We start from the raw sequence: 16329 nt of genomic DNA, 5'->3' as shown, positions 1-16329 counted from the left end.
GCCCTCTCCCGCTCATGTCAGGTGGGACAGCGACTTCATTGAACAAAAAGGGTGATACCCATGCCGATCAAGGCACCTGTCACCAGCGTCAATGCCAGTTTGATCCGATCACGTTGGCGACGCTTGGCCTTGCGCTCCACTTCAATGGGCAAGGTCACGTGATTGCCAAATCCAGTGTGCAATACTGCATCACCCTCCAAGGTGACCGCTGTCAGATTTAACTCAGCGTAGCGTCGGGAAAGCGCCTTCTCTCCAGCATAGGCGGCAAATGGCGCACAGCGCTGGTAATCGCTCAATCGACGCAGGCCGGGGTTGAGCGAAAACGCCTGCCATTCGGCCTTGTCGGACAGCAGCGGGTAGCACGGCACACCGGCGATGATCTGGCGATCGCCCAGGTGGATGTACGGGCTGTGGACGGCCAGGTCATGGGCATGGCTGCGCAGCCACACCTGCAACAGGTTGGGGCTGACATCCAGGATGGCCCGCGAGTCTTCGACGAAGCCCTGGCGGTAGAAATGCCAGTCGTCTTCGCAGTGGAAAATGTACGGCGTCTTGACGTGGCTGTAGGCCAGGTCGATTGACGGCAACTGGCCGAGTTTGGGCCGGTTCACGAACACCTTGCAGTACGGTTTCCAGTGCTCTGGCACAGCGCCATGCACGGCATCGTCACCGGAATCTTCGGTGATGAACACTTCGCGAATGGGCGCGGTGTTGTAGCGATCGAAACTCTCAAGGGTATCTTTGAGCAGATCGAACCGCCCACAACTGGTCACGACAAGCGTGACATCACTTTCTTCTGAAAAGCGCACCGGACTCCCTCCGCATTGCGACTATCGGCTTTCAACACCCGCTCCTGGGCGCGAAAGCTCTTGTTTAGATGCCCAGTTTCAGGCGCAGCCGCTGCCATGGAGACAACGGTGGGTGAGGCCTGAGCGCGGGGCGCATGTGGTCGACGATGCTACGTCCAACTGCGGCGAAACTGAAACGGGAAACCGCCAGATGGCGGCCATTTTCTGCAATCTGCCGGGCCAGTTCAGGGTCTGCACGCAAACGGCGGAGCTTTTCCTGAAGGGTCGGGATGTTGTCATAGAACACCACGTTGTGCATGTCCTGCAGGCCCAATGCGCGGTTTTCTTCCTCGCCCTGGTCGTACGCCAGCAACACGCAACCACAGGCCATGGCTTCGAAGTTCTTGATCATGTATTCGCCCATGCCGACGTCGGCACTGACGAAGAAACGAATACGGTTGAGCGTGTTGCAATAGTCATCACCCGACTTGGTACGGGTTACCAGCAGGTTCTCGACCTGCCCCAACTCGTCCAGCAGCGCCTTGCGACCGCTGTAGGCCACGCTGTTGACACTGCCGACGAAGGCCAGTTCGATGTCGCGCTCACGCCCTTGGTCGGCGAGCAACTGCTCGTCATAGCCCTTGGGCACGAACACCGCATCGAAACCTTCCTGGCGCAGGCGCTCGCTGACCATGTAGCCAGAGCTGATCACCCGTGCCCATGGCAATTGGCGGTAATGAGCGCTGAATTTGCCGGTGTACTTGCACGGAATGTAGTTCTGGTAGGCGTCGTGCTCGAGGATCACCAGGTTCGGTACGGTGCGGATGAAGGCCACTTGGCGGATTTCCTGCTTGAAGCGCAGGAAGAACACGATGCGGTCATAGCGCTCGACCTGCACTTCGCGCTTGAAATAGCGACGCAGGTTGCGCTGGTCTTCGCTGGTCAGCCAACGCAGGTCGCACTCGCAGTTGGCCGCGACGCCATCGTACAGGCGGTCGAGAATCGCCCGCTGTTCCTTCTGCACCAGAAATAGGACTTTCATTGCTTTCCTTGGGCGCTCTGCGCCATCGCGGTCAACCATGGGGCGTGCTTACAGCTCGCGCCGCCAGAACAGCTCGTGTCGGCGCACGGCCTTGCGGAAGAACTCGTTCTCCCCGTAAGGCGACGGCCGCCGCCCGGCCAGCCAGCGTTGCAGCAAGCGGCGCAGGCGGCGCTTGAACGGCGCGGGCGGCTGCAGGTCGTGCATCATGCCCAGGGCCATGGCCTTGTCATGCTGGGTAGCCAGGTCCAGCACCAGGCTGCAAGGTGCCCAGGCCTGCGCAGCACTCAACTGCGGAGGCAAGGCCACGCCATCGCCGCTGTCGCCCATGGGCCAGCGGTCGTTATCATGCAGGTGGTTGGCGTAGCACAGCAGGGTTTGTGGCTGCCAGGCCAGGCCTTGCAAGGCTTCAAGCACTGCTGCTTGTGCACAGATGTGATCAGGGTGCGGGTCGAGCTGCGGGTGGGGCATCACCAGTACTTCTGGCTTGGCCATTTCCAACAGGGCACGCAGGTCGGCCAGCAGGTTGTGCCAGGTTGGCGCGCCATCGCGATCGCCCGGCAGCGGGAACGGGTTGAACTGGCGGAACACGCGGATATCGGCGAGGTCAGCTTCACGGGAGGCTGCCGGCTGGTCGGGCGCTGCCTGCATGGCAGGCAGTTGCAGGCAGAAGTAACCCAGTTGCACGCAACGCGACTCCGGCACACCGGCCCAGCGCGGCACCGCGATGCTGTCCCAGGCGCGCAGGCGACCCTTCAGGCGCGCTGCCTCGGCCTTGGCCAAGCCCATCTGCTGGTAGTGCTCGGCCTCGATTTCACCGGCGGTCAGCGTCACTACCCAGGTTTCATCCGCCTGGCTGTAAAGGCCATAGGCAGCCAGCTCGGCGTCGTCGGCATGCGGCGCAATCACCATCACCCGGCGCCGCTGCAGTTCGACCGCCGGGGTTATCCACAGACGCGGCTCGCCCAGCAGCCGGCAATGACGACCACGCAGGCGCAACGTGCCGGCTTGCAGTGGCGCAGCCAGGCCGGTCAGGTTGAGGAATCGCACGCCATCGACGCCACGCTCGAAGGTTTGCCGGTCGGCCTGCTCAGCCGCCACCAGCACAACCTGCGGGTCGAAGAACCGCCCGAGCCAGCTGCCTTTTACCCGCAGCTCCAGCACAAGGGTTTCATCGCCCTGCAATGCGCAGTCAGCCTTGAGCAGCCCATCGTGCAGGCTGGCAGGAACTTCCCGCGCCTGTTCACCAAAATCGTAGGCGTAGTCCTCGCCTGGCGCATAGAACAGGTGGTCGGCAAACCAGGCCTCGTGGGCGGCCCAGAGCAGCGGCAACAGCAACAGCGGCAGCCACCACCAGGCCAATACACCGAGGGCGATCAGCGCGACCAGGCCGGTCAGCAAGCCCAGGCGCTTGTTGCGCCGATGGCGCTTGAGCAACTGCTGCTTGCGGCTCACGCCTGATACACCGGCACAGGGTTGCACCAACGGTCCTTGTATTCGCGGTCGGCACGGCCAAACGAGAAGCGCAATGGCTTGTTGCGCGCCCGGGCATCTTCCCAGGCGGCCTGGGTATTGAGGAAGCTCAATACGCTGCCGGGGCTGAAGGCCTTGGTTTCCGGGTCTACACCGCCATTGATGTACTCGACACTGACCCATCCCGGCGCTTCGACGCGGTACACCAGCTGAATGGCAATCGGCTTGCCATCCAGCATCAGCACCGAGCCGATCAGCAGCTCGCGCAGGCGCTCCAGCACCTCGGCCATGCGTTCGGCACCGGTGGCCGGGAAGCCCCAGCGGCGCTGGAACAGGTCGCAGTACATGCTGGCGATTTCCTGCGCACTGAAGTCGCTGATCGGGCGTACCACGCCACCCGCCTCTTCCAGCAGGCGCAGTTCGCGGCGCTGGTTGTAGCGGAATTTCTTCGACAGGTCTTCGTGCGCCCGCGCCATCGCCAGCTGTTCCTTCTGCGCCTTGAGGCCGCTGAAACGGCCCTGGCACAGTTCGGACAGGTAGCGTGCGGTATGGCGCAACGGTGCAGCGGCATCGGCCGCCGCTGGCAGGATGATTTCGGCATTGCCCAGGTCGAACAGGGCTTTTTTGCCGGCACGTTTGAGCACGTCCTTGGCCAGCGCCAGGTGGCGCCCCCAAGTCGGGATGGCGGCTTTCAGTTCGCCGGCCTGGTACCAGCCCAGGTAACGCACCGGGATCTGCGCCAGGTCAGCCAGTTGCTCGACCACCAGCGGATGGGTGGCAACACTGCCACCAAAACGCCCCCATGCCTCGGCATAAGCCTGGGCGTCGATGGTTTGCCAACCGCGCTCACGGAAGGCCTGGATACGATTGAGCATCAGGCCTGCCCCACCAGCGCACGTACTTGCGGCAGCTGCCAGAAGGCCTCGCGTACAGCTTGATCGGAGAAGCGTTCATGCAGGCGCTGCAGCATGTGCCCGGCACAGGCCTGACGCTGTTCAGCGTCCAGCGTGGCCATGTGCTTCAGCCCGTGGGCCAACTGTGCGGCATCGCCTAGCGGGAACAGCACACCCACACCCTCGACCACTTCGCGGGCCCCGCCACAGGCCGTGGCCAGCACCGGCACGCCGGCAACCATGGCTTCGAGCAGGACCATGCCGAACGGCTCATGGTCGGAGCTCAGGGCGAACACGTCGAAGGCCTGGAAATAGCGGCGTGCATCCGGCACCTGGCCCAGGAAGTCCACCTCCCCGGCAATGCCCAGCTCGGCGGCCAGGGCCTTGAGTTCGGCTTCCAGCCGGCCCTTGCCAAGGATCGCCAGACGCGCACCGGCCGGCAGCGCGGGCAGGGCCTGGGCAAAACCACGCAACAGCGTGGCCTGGTCCTTGTCCGGGTGCAGGCGCCCGACGTTGCCGACGACCCACGCCTGGGCAGCCAGGCCCAGGGCCTGGCGTGCCTCGACGCGCGGCACCAGGGCTGTTTGCAGGGCGTCGATGTCGATGCGGTTGTAAAGGGTCTGGATGCGCTCGGCCGGCCACTGTGGCAGGCAGCGGCGCATGTCGTCGCGCACCGCGTCCGACACGCCCAGCAGGCTCAGGCGCTTGCTGAACAGGTTGGCGAACAGCCGACGGCCTTTGCGCTCATAGTCGCCAAAGGCATGGTGCACGCCAATGACCGGCAGGCCGGTACCCAGCAGGGCCACGTAGATGGGCTTGAAGCGGTGGGCAATGCAGAAGGCGAAGTTGCGCTCGGCCGCGATGCGCCGCAAGGCACGAATGGCACCGAGCTTCAGGCCACGCACAGCCTTGGAGCTGAACTCCAGGAAGAGGACCTCGTCCGATGCGCAGCCGGCCGCTACCAGCGGGTCGGCTGCACCGGTGAGGAACACCGTGGTGACCTGGTAGCCACGCCCCTGGAACAGGCTGGCGTACTGACGGGCGCAGTCGAGGAACGGCCCGTCATAGCCATGGCAGAACTGCAGGATGCGCGGTTCAGAGCGGCTGGTCATACGCGGCCGCGCCGTCCTTCACAACCAGGATGTCTTCCATGATCAGGTACTGCAGGTCCGAGCCGAAGAACATGTTCAGGGCGTCGGTCGGCGAGCAGATCATCGGTTCACCGCGGCGGTTCAGCGAGGTGTTCAGCGACACGCCGTTGCCGGTCAGGTCTTCCAGCGCTTTCATCATGTCGTAGTAGCGCGGGTTGTACTCGCGCTTGAGCACCTGTGCACGCGAAGTACCGTCCTCGTGCACCACTTCCGGTACGCGGGTCTTCCACTCTTCAGCCACTTCGAAGGTGAAGGTCATGAACGGCGCCGGGTGGTCGACCTTGATCATCTGCGGGGCGACGGTGTCGAGCATCGACGGGCAGAAAGGTCTCCAGCGCTCGCGGAACTTGATCTGGTGGTTGATGCGGTCAGCCACGCCTTCGACGCTTGGGCAGCCAATGATCGAACGGCCACCCAGGGCACGCGGGCCGAACTCCATGCGGCCCTGGAACCAGGCCACCGGGTTGCCATCGACCATGATCTGGGCGATCTGCTGCGGCATGTTGTCGAGCTTGCGCCACTTCGGCTGGTTCGGGTGCCGGGCGCAGGCCGCGATCACGTCTTCGTTGGAGTACGACGGGCCGAGGTAGACGTGTTCCATCTTCTCGACCGGTACGCCACGGGCGTGGGAAACATAGGCGGCCGCGCCGACAGCAGTACCGGCGTCGCCAGAGGCCGGCTGCACAAACAGTTCTTTCACGTCCGGGCGGGCAATGATCTTCTGGTTGAGCTTGACGTTCAGCGCACAGCCGCCGGCGAAGGCCAGCTTACCGGTTTCACGCAGGGTGTCGCCCAGGTAGTGGTCGATCATCTGCAGCGCCAGCTTCTCGAACAGCGCCTGCATGCTGGCCGCGTAATGAATGTAAGGCTCGTCGGCGATATCGCCTTCGCGCTTGGGGCCCAGCCATTCGATCAGCTTTGGCGAGAAGTAGAACCCCTTGCCCTTCTCTTTATAGCGACGCAAGCCGATGACGTTGGCGTACTCGGTGTTGATCACCAGCTCGCCGTTTTCGAAGCTGGCCAGGCGCGAGAAGTCGTACTTGCTGGCGTCGCCATATGGCGCCATGCCCATGACCTTGAACTCGCCGTCGAGCATCTCGAAGCCGAGGAACTCGGTGATTGCGCCATACAAGCCGCCCAGGGAGTCCGGGTCGAAGAATTCCTTGATCTTGTGGATCTTGCCGTTTTCGCCGTAGCCAAAGAAGGTGGTGGCGTATTCGCCTTTACCGTCAATGCCGAGGATCGCGGTTTTTTCCTTGAAGCCCGAGCAGTGGTAGGCACTGGAGGCGTGGGCCAAGTGGTGCTCGACTGGCTCGATCTTGACCTTTTTCGGGTCGAAGCCCAGCTGCTCCAGGCACCAGACGATCTTCTTGCGGTAGCGCTTGTAGCGACGGTTGCCCATCAGGATGGCGTCGAGGGCGCGATCCGGGGCGTACCAGTAACGCTTGGCATAGTGCCAGCGCGCCTTGCCGAACAGGCTGATCGGGGCGAACGGGATGGCTACCACGTCGACGTCGGACGGCTTGATGCCTGCCTGCTCCAGGCAGAACTTCGCCGACTCGTAGGGCATGCGGTTCTTCGCATGCTTGTCACGCACGAAGCGCTCTTCTTCGGCGGCGGCAATCAGCTTGCCGTCAATGTACAGGGCCGCGGAAGGGTCATGGCTAAGGGCGCCGGACAGGCCAAGAATCGTCAATGCCAAGGGATTAGCCTCTTCATTCGGTAAAAATGCGCCAGCGGCCTCTTGGGCGGGTGGCGGCTAAAGGGCGGGATTATAACGCAAACATGCGCGCAACGCGGCAACCTGTACTGACCTCATCGCCGGCAAGCCAGCTCCCACAGGAACACCGCTACCTCAAGGGAGATGCGGTACTTGTGGGAGCTGGCTTGCCGGCGATGAGGCCAGTACAGGCAAGCATTATTATTCGGCGATGAGCCAGTCCATGCGATAGCTACCGTCCGTCTGGGCCAGCTCCTTGGCGAGCCACGGCAGAAGCTCCTTGAGCTCTTCCTCCAGGCCCCACGGCGGGTTGGCGATGGCCAGACCCGAACCATTGAGGCCCTGCGGGCTATCCTGGTGGTGCACATACAGCTCGACCCGCAGCAGCTTCGGCGCGCCGGTGCTGGTCAGGTCCTGGTAATAACGCGTCAGCGAGCGCTGGTCCTTGATCGGGTACCAGATGGCCGCGACGGTCTGGCGCATGCGGCTGATCGCCTCTTTCATGGAATTGGTGCAGCGTTTGAGCTCATCGGCCTGCTCGAACGGCGGGTCGATCAGCATGATCGCGCGCTTTTCCTGCACCGGCAGCAGGGCCCTGGGCACATGCCAGCCTTCGCCCAGGTGCACGACCACACGCGGGTCTTTTTTCATGTTCTCTTTGAGCAGCGGCCCGTCTTCAGGGTGCTTTTCGTTGAGCAGCGCGCGATCTTGCTGACGCATCAGGCGGCGCGCCAGTTCGGGCGAACCGGGGTAGTAACGCAGCTCACCATCGGCGTTCAGCCGCTTGATGACGCGCAGGTAATCGGCAGCCATGGCCGGCACATCATCACGACCCCACAGACGGGCGACGCCCTCCAGGTACTCGCCGGTGCGGGTTGCCTGGTCGCCTTGCAGGTCGTACAGACCGAGCCCTGCGTGGGTATCGATGTAGGCGAACGGCTGCTCCTTGCGCGACATCAAGGCGATGAGGCGGGTCAGCACGATGTGTTTGAGGACGTCGGCGTGGTTGCCGGCGTGGAAGGCGTGACGATAGTTCATGGCAACTCCTGCGAAGGCGGCAAGTTTACCTTGCCTTGCAGGCGGAGTCAGGCCTGGCTGCTGATCGGCGGCGCCTGCTTGGCGGGTAAACCCGCCCCCACAGGGCCTGCACAGTTCTCAGAACCCTGCGCAGTACCTGTGGGAGCGGGCTAGCCCGCGAAGAAGGCAACGCCGATTCAACGGGTATTACTTGTCAGCGTGATACGCCGCGTCGGCAGTCTCGAAGCGCTGCACCATCGCTTTCGACGGGCTGCCCAGCTTGCTCACCAGAACAATGGCGATGCTCGCCAGCAGGAAGCCCGGGATGATTTCGTACAGGCCCCAGGTATCGATCTGCTTCCACAGGATCACGGTCAGTGCACCAACCACGATACCGGCCAGCGCGCCGTTACGGGTCATGCCTTTCCACAGCACCGAAATCAGCACCACCGGACCGAAGGCCGCACCGAAGCCGGCCCAGGCATAAGCCACCAGGCCCAGCACGCGGTTTTCCGGGTTGGCAGCCATGGCGATGGCAATCAGTGCCACGGCCAGTACCATCAGCCGACCGACCCACACCAGCTCGACCTGCGAAGCGTTCTTGCGCAGGAAGGCCTTGTAGAAGTCTTCGGTCAGGGCGCTTGAGCACACCAGCAGCTGGCAGCTCAGGGTGCTCATCACCGCCGCCAGAATAGCCGACAGCAGCACGCCGGCGATCCATGGGTTGAACAGGATCTTGGCCAGCTCGATGAAGACACGCTCATGGTTCTCGGTGACCGGGCCTGCCAGGTCAGGGTTGGCCGAGAAGTAGGCGATGCCGAAGAAGCCCACGGCGCAGGTACCGGCCAGGCACAGGATCATCCAGGTCATGGAGATGCGGCGGGCATTGGCAATCGACTTCACCGAATCGGCGGCCATGAAGCGCGCCAGGATGTGCGGCTGGCCGAAGTAGCCCAGGCCCCAACCCATCAGCGAGATGATGCCGATGAAGGTGGCACCTTTGAACATGTCGAAGTTGGCCGGGTTCACCGCTTCGATGGCAGCAAAAGTGGTGTCGAAGCCGCCCGTGGAAATCAGCACGATCACCGGGGTCAGGATCAGCGCGAAGATCATCAGCGAAGCCTGCACCGTATCGGTCCAGCTCACCGCCAGGAAGCCACCAACGAAGGTGTAGGCGATGGTAGCTGCGGCGCCAGCCCACAGGGCAGTCTCGTACGGCATGCCAAAGGTGCTTTCGAACAGACGGGCACCGGCAACGATGCCAGAGGCGCAGTAAATGGTGAAGAACACCAGGATGACGATCGCCGAAATGATACGCAGCAAGCCGCTATTGTCTTCGAAACGGCTGGCGAAGTAGTCAGGCAGGGTCAGCGCATCACCGTTGTGCTCGGTCTGCACGCGCAGCCGGCCGGCCACGAACAGCCAGTTGAGGTAAGCACCAACGGTCAGGCCGATGGCGATCCAGGCCTCGGACAGGCCCGAGAAGTAGATGGCGCCCGGCAGGCCCATCAGCAGCCAGCCGCTCATGTCGGATGCGCCGGCGGACAGCGCGGTGACCACGCTACCCAGGCTGCGACCGCCCAGAATGTAATCGGAAAGGTTGTTGGTGGCGCGATAGGCCGCGAAGCCGATCAGCACCATTGCCGCGATGTAGACCACGAAAGTGATCGTTAGTGGATTGCCCATGCGTGTGCCCTGGCGTTTGTTTTTATCTCATGCACAACCGCAGCCATGGCGGTTGCACCCAGGCGGCGAATCCTATGCAACAACGCAAAGCAGGTGCAACCATTTTTCTTTTACAAGTTGCACCCGCTTGAGCATTTTTTGTAAAAGCCACTTTTTTGCTCCTTTTTGGCGCATCAAGCCGGTTTTTCAGATCAAAACGAACCGGAAACGCCCCTTTTCAGGGTGTGGAAATGTCTGTCAGACGAGTTGCACCTTTTACACAAAAAATTCGGGTTGCACCTGGTTGCACCCGAATTGTCCTACAGCTACTCTTGGCGCCAGCTTAGGCCACAGCCGTGGCAATAACGAGGATAAGAAATGGCGACGACCACCCTTGGGGTCAAACTCGATGACCCGACCCGTGAGCGACTCAAGGCAGCTGCGCAGTCGATTGACCGCACGCCGCACTGGTTGATCAAGCAAGCGATCTTCAATTACCTGGAGAAGCTCGAGGGTGGTGCCACCCTGACCGAACTCAACGGCCACGCCACCAGCCTGGCTGATGATGCCGGTGATGTTCAGGCCGACCACAGCCACCAGTGCTTCCTTGAATTTGCCGAAAGCATCCTGCCACAGTCGGTACTACGTTCGGCGATCACCGCCGCCTACCGCCGTCCCGAGCAGGAAGTGGTACCAATGCTGCTGGAGCAGGCGCGCCTGAGCGCACCGCTGGCCGAGGCCACCAACAAGCTGGCCGCTGGCATCGCCGAAAAACTGCGCAACCAGAAGAGCGCTGGCGGCCGTGCCGGCATCGTCCAGGGCCTGCTGCAGGAGTTCTCGCTGTCGTCCCAGGAAGGCGTGGCGCTGATGTGCCTGGCCGAAGCCCTGCTGCGTATCCCCGACAAGGGCACCCGTGACGCGCTGATCCGCGACAAGATCAGCACCGGCAACTGGCAGCCGCACCTGGGCAACAGCCCGTCGCTGTTCGTCAACGCCGCCACCTGGGGCCTGCTGCTGACCGGCAAGCTGGTCAGCACCCACAACGAATCCGGCCTTACCTCCTCGCTCACGCGCATCATCGGCAAGAGCGGCGAGCCGATGATCCGCAAGGGCGTCGACATGGCCATGCGCCTGATGGGCGAGCAGTTCGTCACTGGCGAGACCATCGCCGAAGCACTGGCCAATGCCAGCCGCTTTGAGGCCAAGGGTTTCCGCTATTCCTACGACATGCTCGGCGAAGCCGCGCTTACCGAGCACGATGCGCAGAAGTACCTGGCGTCCTACGAGCAGGCCATCCACTCGATTGGCAAGGCCTCCCATGGCCGCGGCATCTATGAAGGCCCGGGCATCTCGATCAAGCTGTCGGCACTGCACCCGCGCTACAGCCGCGCCCAGTACGAGCGCGTGATGGAAGAGCTGTACCCGCGCCTGCTGTCGCTGACCCTGCTGGCCAAGCAGTACGACATCGGCCTGAACATCGACGCCGAAGAAGCCGACCGCCTGGAGCTGTCGCTCGACCTGCTGGAGCGCCTGTGCTTCGAGCCGTCGCTGGCGGGCTGGAACGGGATCGGCTTTGTCATCCAGGCCTACCAGAAGCGCTGCCCGTACGTGATCGACTACGTCATCGACCTGGCCAAGCGCAGCCGCCACCGCCTGATGATCCGCCTGGTGAAAGGCGCCTACTGGGACAGCGAGATCAAGCGCGCCCAGGTCGAGGGCCTGGAAGGCTACCCGGTCTACACCCGCAAGGTGTACACCGACGTGTCCTACGTCGCCTGCGCCCGCAAGCTGCTGGCCGTGCCAGAAGCCATCTACCCGCAGTTCGCCACCCACAACGCCCACACTCTCTCGGCCATCTACCACATTGCCGGGCAGAACTACTACCCGGGCCAGTACGAGTTCCAGTGCCTGCACGGCATGGGCGAGCCGCTGTACGAGCAAGTGGTCGGCAAGATTGCCGATGGCAAGCTGAACCGTCCGTGCCGCGTCTATGCACCGGTCGGCACCCACGAAACGCTGCTGGCCTACCTGGTGCGTCGCCTGCTGGAAAACGGCGCCAACACCTCGTTCGTCAACCGCATCGCCGACCACTCGATTTCCATCCAGGAACTGGTCGCCGACCCGGTCGCCAGTATCGAGCGCATGGGCACCCAGGAAGGCAACATCGGCCTGCCACACCCGCGTATCCCGCTACCGCGCGACCTGTATGGCACCGAGCGGGCCAACTCGGCCGGCATCGACATGGCCAACGAACACCGCCTGGCGTCGCTGTCCTGCGCCATGCTGGCCACCGCTCACAACGACTGGAAGGCCGCCCCGCTGCTGGCCTGCGCCGCCAGTGAAAGCGCTGCCGCGCCGGTACTGAACCCGGCGGATCATCGCGACGTGGTCGGCCATGTGCAGGAAGCCACCGTTGCCGACGTCGACAACGCCATCCAGTGCGCACTGAACGCCGCGCCGATCTGGCAGGCCACCCCGCCCGCCGAGCGTGCTGCCATTCTGGAACGCACCGCCGACCTGATGGAGGCCGAAATCCAGCCGTTGATGGGCCTGCTCATCCGCGAGGCCGGCAAGACCTTCGCCAACGCCATCGCCGAAGTGCGTGAAGCCGTTGACTTCCTGCGCTACTACGCCGTGCAGGCACGCAACGACTTCAGCAACGACGCCCACCGCCCGTTGGGCGCGGTGGTGTGCATCAGCCCGTGGAACTTCCCGCTGGCGATCTTCACCGGCCAGGTAGCTGCGGCCCTGGCTGCCGGCAACCCGGTGCTGGCCAAGCCAGCCGAACAAACCCCGCTGATTGCCGCCCAGGCCGTGCGCCTGCTGCTGGAAGCCGGCATCCCCGAGGGCGTGCTGCAACTGCTGCCGGGCCGTGGCGAAACCGTCGGTGCCGGCCTGGTTGGTGACGAACGCGTCAAAGGCGTGATGTTCACCGGTTCCACCGAGGTTGCCCGCCTGCTGCAGCGCAACGTCGCCGGCCGCCTGGACAACCAGGGCCGTCCGATCCCGCTGATCGCCGAAACCGGTGGCCAGAACGCGATGATCGTCGACTCCTCGGCACTGACCGAGCAGGTGGTGATCGACGTGGTGTCCTCGGCCTTCGACAGTGCCGGCCAGCGTTGCTCGGCCCTGCGCGTGCTGTGCCTGCAGGAAGACTCCGCCGACCGCGTGATCGAAATGCTCAAGGGCGCCATGGCCGAAAGCCGCCTGGGCTGCCCGGACCGCCTGGCCGTGGACATTGGCCCGGTGATCGATGCCGAAGCCAAGGCCGGCATCGAGAAGCACATCCAGGGCATGCGTGAGAAAGGCCGCGCGGTGTATCAAGTGGCCATTGCCGATGCTGCCGAGGTCAAACGTGGCACCTTCGTGATGCCGACCCTGATCGAGCTGGAAAGCTTCGACGAGCTGAAGCGTGAAATTTTCGGCCCGGTGCTGCACGTGGTGCGTTACAACCGCCGCAACCTGGACCAACTGATCGAGCAGATCAACGCCTCCGGCTACGGCCTGACCCTCGGCGTGCACACCCGCATCGACGAGACCATCGCCAAGGTGGTGGAAAACGCCAATGCCGGCAACATGTACGTCAACCGCAACATCGTCGGTGCAGTGGTGGGCGTGCAGCCATTCGGTGGTGAAGGCCTGTCTGGCACCGGCCCTAAAGCCGGCGGCCCGCTGTACCTGTACCGCCTGCTGTCGACCCGCCCGGCCGACGCGATTGGCCGCCACTTCCAGCAGCAGGATGGCGAAGGCAAGCCAGACCGCACCCTGCACGAACAGCTGGTCAAGCCACTGCACGGCCTGAAGGCCTGGGCCCAGAGCAACCAGCTGGCCGACCTGGCTGCGCTGTGCGACCAGTTCGCCAGCCAGTCGCAGAGCGGCATCGCCCGCCTGCTGCCAGGCCCGACCGGCGAGCGCAACAGCTACACCATCCTGCCGCGTGAGCACGTTCTGTGCCTGGCCGACAACGACGCTGACCTGCTGGCGCAACTGGCTGCCGTACTGGCCGTTGGTAGCTCGGCGGTGTGGGCTGACAGCGAACCGGGCAAGGCCCTGCGTGCCCGTCTGCCGCGTGAGCTGCAGGCCAAGGTCAAGCTGGTGGCGGACTGGAACAAGGATGACGTGGCGTTCGACGCCGTGATTCACCATGGCGACTCGGACCAGCTGCGCAGCGTGTGCCAGCAGGTGGCCAAGCGTGCTGGTGCGATCGTCGGTGTGCACGGGCTGTCCAGCGGGGATCACCAGATTGCGCTCGAGCGGTTGGTGATTGAGCGGGCGGTGAGTGTGAACACTGCGGCGGCGGGGGGTAATGCCAGCTTGATGACCATTGGCTGATTGCTGTTGATAAAAAAGGGGAGCTTCGGCTCTCCTTTTTTATGGGCGCATATCTTGAGATGTTTGGCGCCTGTGAGATCGAGCGCCGCCCGCGCGGCGCTTCGCAGCACAAGGCTGCTCCTACATCTGTTTCGGGCCAATTATTCCTGGGGAATTGCGCGCGACCCCCTTGGTGCATGGCGCGAAATCGCGTCGTACAAACAAAGCGGTCGCGCGCGCCTGCCACAGGCTTAACTGGCCCGAAACAGATGTAGGAGCAGCCTTGTGCTGCGAAGCGCCGCGCGGGCGGCGCTCGGTCTCACAGGCGCAGAAAACATCAAGGCAAGCACCTGTATGCCCCACCCGTTCTAAACCCATATCACCCAAACCTATTAACCTCCCCCCACCCCACCCGATTCCCTACACTCGCAGCATCCCGCCTCAGGACCGCCACCATGCCCGAGACCCTGCTCAGCCCCCGCAACCTGGCCTTCGAGCTCTACGAAGTGCTCGACGCCCAAGCCCTCACCCAGCGCCCGCGCTTCGCCGAGCACAGCCGCGAAACCTTCGACGCGGCACTGACCACCGCCCGCACCATCGCCGAAAAGTACTTCGCCCCGCACAACCGCAAGGCCGACGAAAACGAGCCGCGCTACGTGGACGGCCGCGCTGAACTGATCCCTGAGGTCAAGCCTGCCGTCGATGCCTTCCTCAAGGCCGGCTTCCTCAACGCCAATCGCGACTTCGAGGTCGGCGGCATGCAGCTGCCCAGCCTGGTCTCGCAGGCGTGCTTCGCACACTTCCAGGCCGCCAACGCCGGCACCACGGCCTACCCGTTCCTGACCATGGGCGCGGCCAACCTGATCGAGAGCTTCGGCACAGACGAACAGAAACGCCTGTTCCTCCAGCCGATGATCGAGGGCCGCTTCTTTGGCACCATGGCCCTGACCGAACCCCACGCAGGCTCGTCTCTGGCCGACATCCGCACCCGTGCCGAACCTGCGGGCGACGGCAGCTACCGGCTCAAGGGCAACAAGATCTTCATCTCCGGTGGCGACCACGAACTGTCGGAAAACATCGTGCACATGGTGCTGGCCAAGCTGCCGGACGCACCCCCCGGGGTGAAAGGCATCTCGCTGTTCATCGTGCCCAAGTACCACGTAAACCCCGACGGCAGCCCTGGCCCGCGCAACGATGTACTGCTGGCCGGGCTGTTCCACAAGATGGGCTGGCGCGGCACTACCTCCACTGCGCTGAACTTCGGCGACAACGGCCAGTGCGTCGGGTACCTGGTCGGCCAGCCGCATCAGGGCCTGGCCTGCATGTTCCAGATGATGAACGAGGCGCGCATCGGCGTTGGCATGGGCGCGGTGATGCTCGGATACGCCGGCTACCTGTACTCGCTGGAATATGCCCGCCAACGGCCGCAAGGCCGGCTGCCGGACAGCAAGGACCCGCTCAGCCCGGCGGTGCCGATCATCGCGCACACCGATGTGAAACGTATGCTGCTGGCACAGAAGGCGTACGTGGAAGGCGCCTTCGACCTGGGCCTTTACGCCGCGCGCCTGTTCGACGATACCCACACCGCCGATGACGAAACGTCCCGCACACAAGCGCAGGCGCTGCTCGACCTGCTGACCCCGATCGTCAAGTCGTGGCCCTCGACGTTCTGCCTCAAGGCCAACGAACTGGCAATCCAGATCCTCGGTGGCCACGGCTATACCCGCGAATACCCGGTGGAACAGTACTACCGCGACAATCGCCTGAACCCGATACACGAGGGCACCGAAGGCATCCAGTCGCTCGACTTGCTCGGCCGCAAGCTGGCACAGAACCAAGGTGCCGGGCTCAAGCAACTGATCCGCCTGATCGCCACCACAGGCGAACGTGCAAGCCACCACCCCAAACTCGACCCACTGCGCCAGCCACTGGAGCATCTGGTCAACCGCCTACAGGGCGTGACACTGGCCCTGCTCGGCGACATGGCCCAAGGCGAAGTCGCGGGTGCCCTGGCAAACTCGGCCTTGTACCTCAAGGCCTTCGGCCATTGCGTGATCGGCTGGCGCTGGCTGGAACAGGCCATTCACGCCGAGCTTGGCCTGCAGAAAGGTCACCCTGCCGATCGCGACTTCTATCAGGGCAAGCTGCAGGCCGCGCGTTATTTCCTGACCTGGGAAGTACCGGGCTGCCATAATGAGCTGGCATTGCTAGAGGCGCGCGACAACACTTGCCTCACCATGCAGGACGAGTGGTTCTAAGGGGGAGCCACCGT

The 16329-nt window shown here is 63.5% G+C and carries 10 protein-coding genes; 2 read left to right on the top strand and 8 right to left on the bottom strand.

Annotated elements, in window-relative coordinates; genetic code table 11:
- Nucleotides 1-35: 35 nt before the first annotated feature.
- From SB756_RS15025 to putP, 8 genes are all read right to left on the bottom strand, one after another.
- Nucleotides 36-809, bottom strand: a complete 774-nt coding sequence (locus tag SB756_RS15025) for a glycosyltransferase family 2 protein (protein ID WP_016501923.1) — start codon at nt 807-809, stop codon at nt 36-38.
- Between the two features lie 64 nt (nt 810-873).
- On the bottom strand, nt 874-1830 hold the full coding sequence (locus tag SB756_RS15020) for a glycosyltransferase (protein ID WP_410911038.1): 957 nt from the start codon (nt 1828-1830) through the stop codon (nt 874-876).
- Nucleotides 1831-1878: 48 nt separating this feature from the next.
- Nucleotides 1879-3282, bottom strand: coding sequence for a PIG-L deacetylase family protein (locus tag SB756_RS15015; protein WP_410911037.1), 1404 nt, complete (start codon nt 3280-3282; stop codon nt 1879-1881).
- The gene (locus SB756_RS15010) at nt 3279-4175 is read right to left on the bottom strand and encodes an antimicrobial resistance protein Mig-14 (protein WP_410911036.1); all 897 of its coding nucleotides are present in this window, start codon (nt 4173-4175) and stop codon (nt 3279-3281) included. Before SB756_RS15010 ends, SB756_RS15015 begins: the two co-directional genes overlap by 4 nt.
- A complete protein-coding gene (locus tag SB756_RS15005) occupies nt 4175-5305 on the bottom strand; it encodes a glycosyltransferase (protein WP_341796934.1) in 1131 nt (376 codons plus the stop codon). The genes SB756_RS15010 and SB756_RS15005 overlap by 1 nt, the downstream gene beginning before the upstream one ends.
- Nucleotides 5289-7046, bottom strand: a complete 1758-nt coding sequence (locus SB756_RS15000; protein WP_264360982.1) for a carbamoyltransferase — start codon at nt 7044-7046, stop codon at nt 5289-5291. The genes SB756_RS15005 and SB756_RS15000 overlap by 17 nt, the downstream gene beginning before the upstream one ends.
- A 219-nt stretch (nt 7047-7265) precedes the next feature.
- On the bottom strand, nt 7266-8102 hold the full coding sequence (locus SB756_RS14995) for a 23S rRNA (adenine(2030)-N(6))-methyltransferase RlmJ (protein WP_016501929.1): 837 nt from the start codon (nt 8100-8102) through the stop codon (nt 7266-7268).
- Between the two features lie 186 nt (nt 8103-8288).
- Nucleotides 8289-9767, bottom strand: coding sequence for a sodium/proline symporter PutP (gene putP / locus SB756_RS14990; RefSeq protein WP_341796935.1), 1479 nt, complete (start codon nt 9765-9767; stop codon nt 8289-8291).
- Between the two features lie 357 nt (nt 9768-10124).
- Between putP and putA the strand changes: the two genes are divergently transcribed.
- Complete coding sequence (gene putA / locus SB756_RS14985; RefSeq protein WP_410911035.1) at nt 10125-14078, top strand: trifunctional transcriptional regulator/proline dehydrogenase/L-glutamate gamma-semialdehyde dehydrogenase; 3954 nt, start codon at nt 10125-10127, stop codon at nt 14076-14078.
- Nucleotides 14079-14512: 434 nt separating this feature from the next.
- Nucleotides 14513-16315, top strand: a complete 1803-nt coding sequence (locus SB756_RS14980; protein WP_341796937.1) for an acyl-CoA dehydrogenase — start codon at nt 14513-14515, stop codon at nt 16313-16315.
- The last annotated feature ends 14 nt before the right edge of the window (nt 16316-16329 follow it).

The sequence above is a fragment of the Pseudomonas sp. SIMBA_068 genome (assembly GCF_046534705.1).
Taxonomy (GTDB): domain Bacteria; phylum Pseudomonadota; class Gammaproteobacteria; order Pseudomonadales; family Pseudomonadaceae; genus Aquipseudomonas; species Aquipseudomonas putida.
This window is presented reverse-complemented; position numbering and strand designations above follow the sequence as displayed.

What these genes read in the sequence shown, in the direction of transcription:
- SB756_RS15020 (WP_410911038.1), bottom strand. Translation starts at nt 1,830, where the DNA reads ATGAAAGTCCTATTTCTGGTGCAGAAGGAACAGCGGGCGATTCTCGAC.
- SB756_RS15010 (WP_410911036.1), bottom strand. Translation starts at nt 4,175, where the DNA reads ATGCTCAATCGTATCCAGGCCTTCCGTGAGCGCGGTTGGCAAACCATC.
- SB756_RS15005 (WP_341796934.1), bottom strand. Translation starts at nt 5,305, where the DNA reads ATGACCAGCCGCTCTGAACCGCGCATCCTGCAGTTCTGCCATGGCTAT.
- putA (WP_410911035.1), top strand. Translation starts at nt 10,125, where the DNA reads ATGGCGACGACCACCCTTGGGGTCAAACTCGATGACCCGACCCGTGAG.
- putP (WP_341796935.1), bottom strand. Translation starts at nt 9,767, where the DNA reads ATGGGCAATCCACTAACGATCACTTTCGTGGTCTACATCGCGGCAATG.
- SB756_RS14995 (WP_016501929.1), bottom strand. Translation starts at nt 8,102, where the DNA reads ATGAACTATCGTCACGCCTTCCACGCCGGCAACCACGCCGACGTCCTC.
- SB756_RS14980 (WP_341796937.1), top strand. Translation starts at nt 14,513, where the DNA reads ATGCCCGAGACCCTGCTCAGCCCCCGCAACCTGGCCTTCGAGCTCTAC.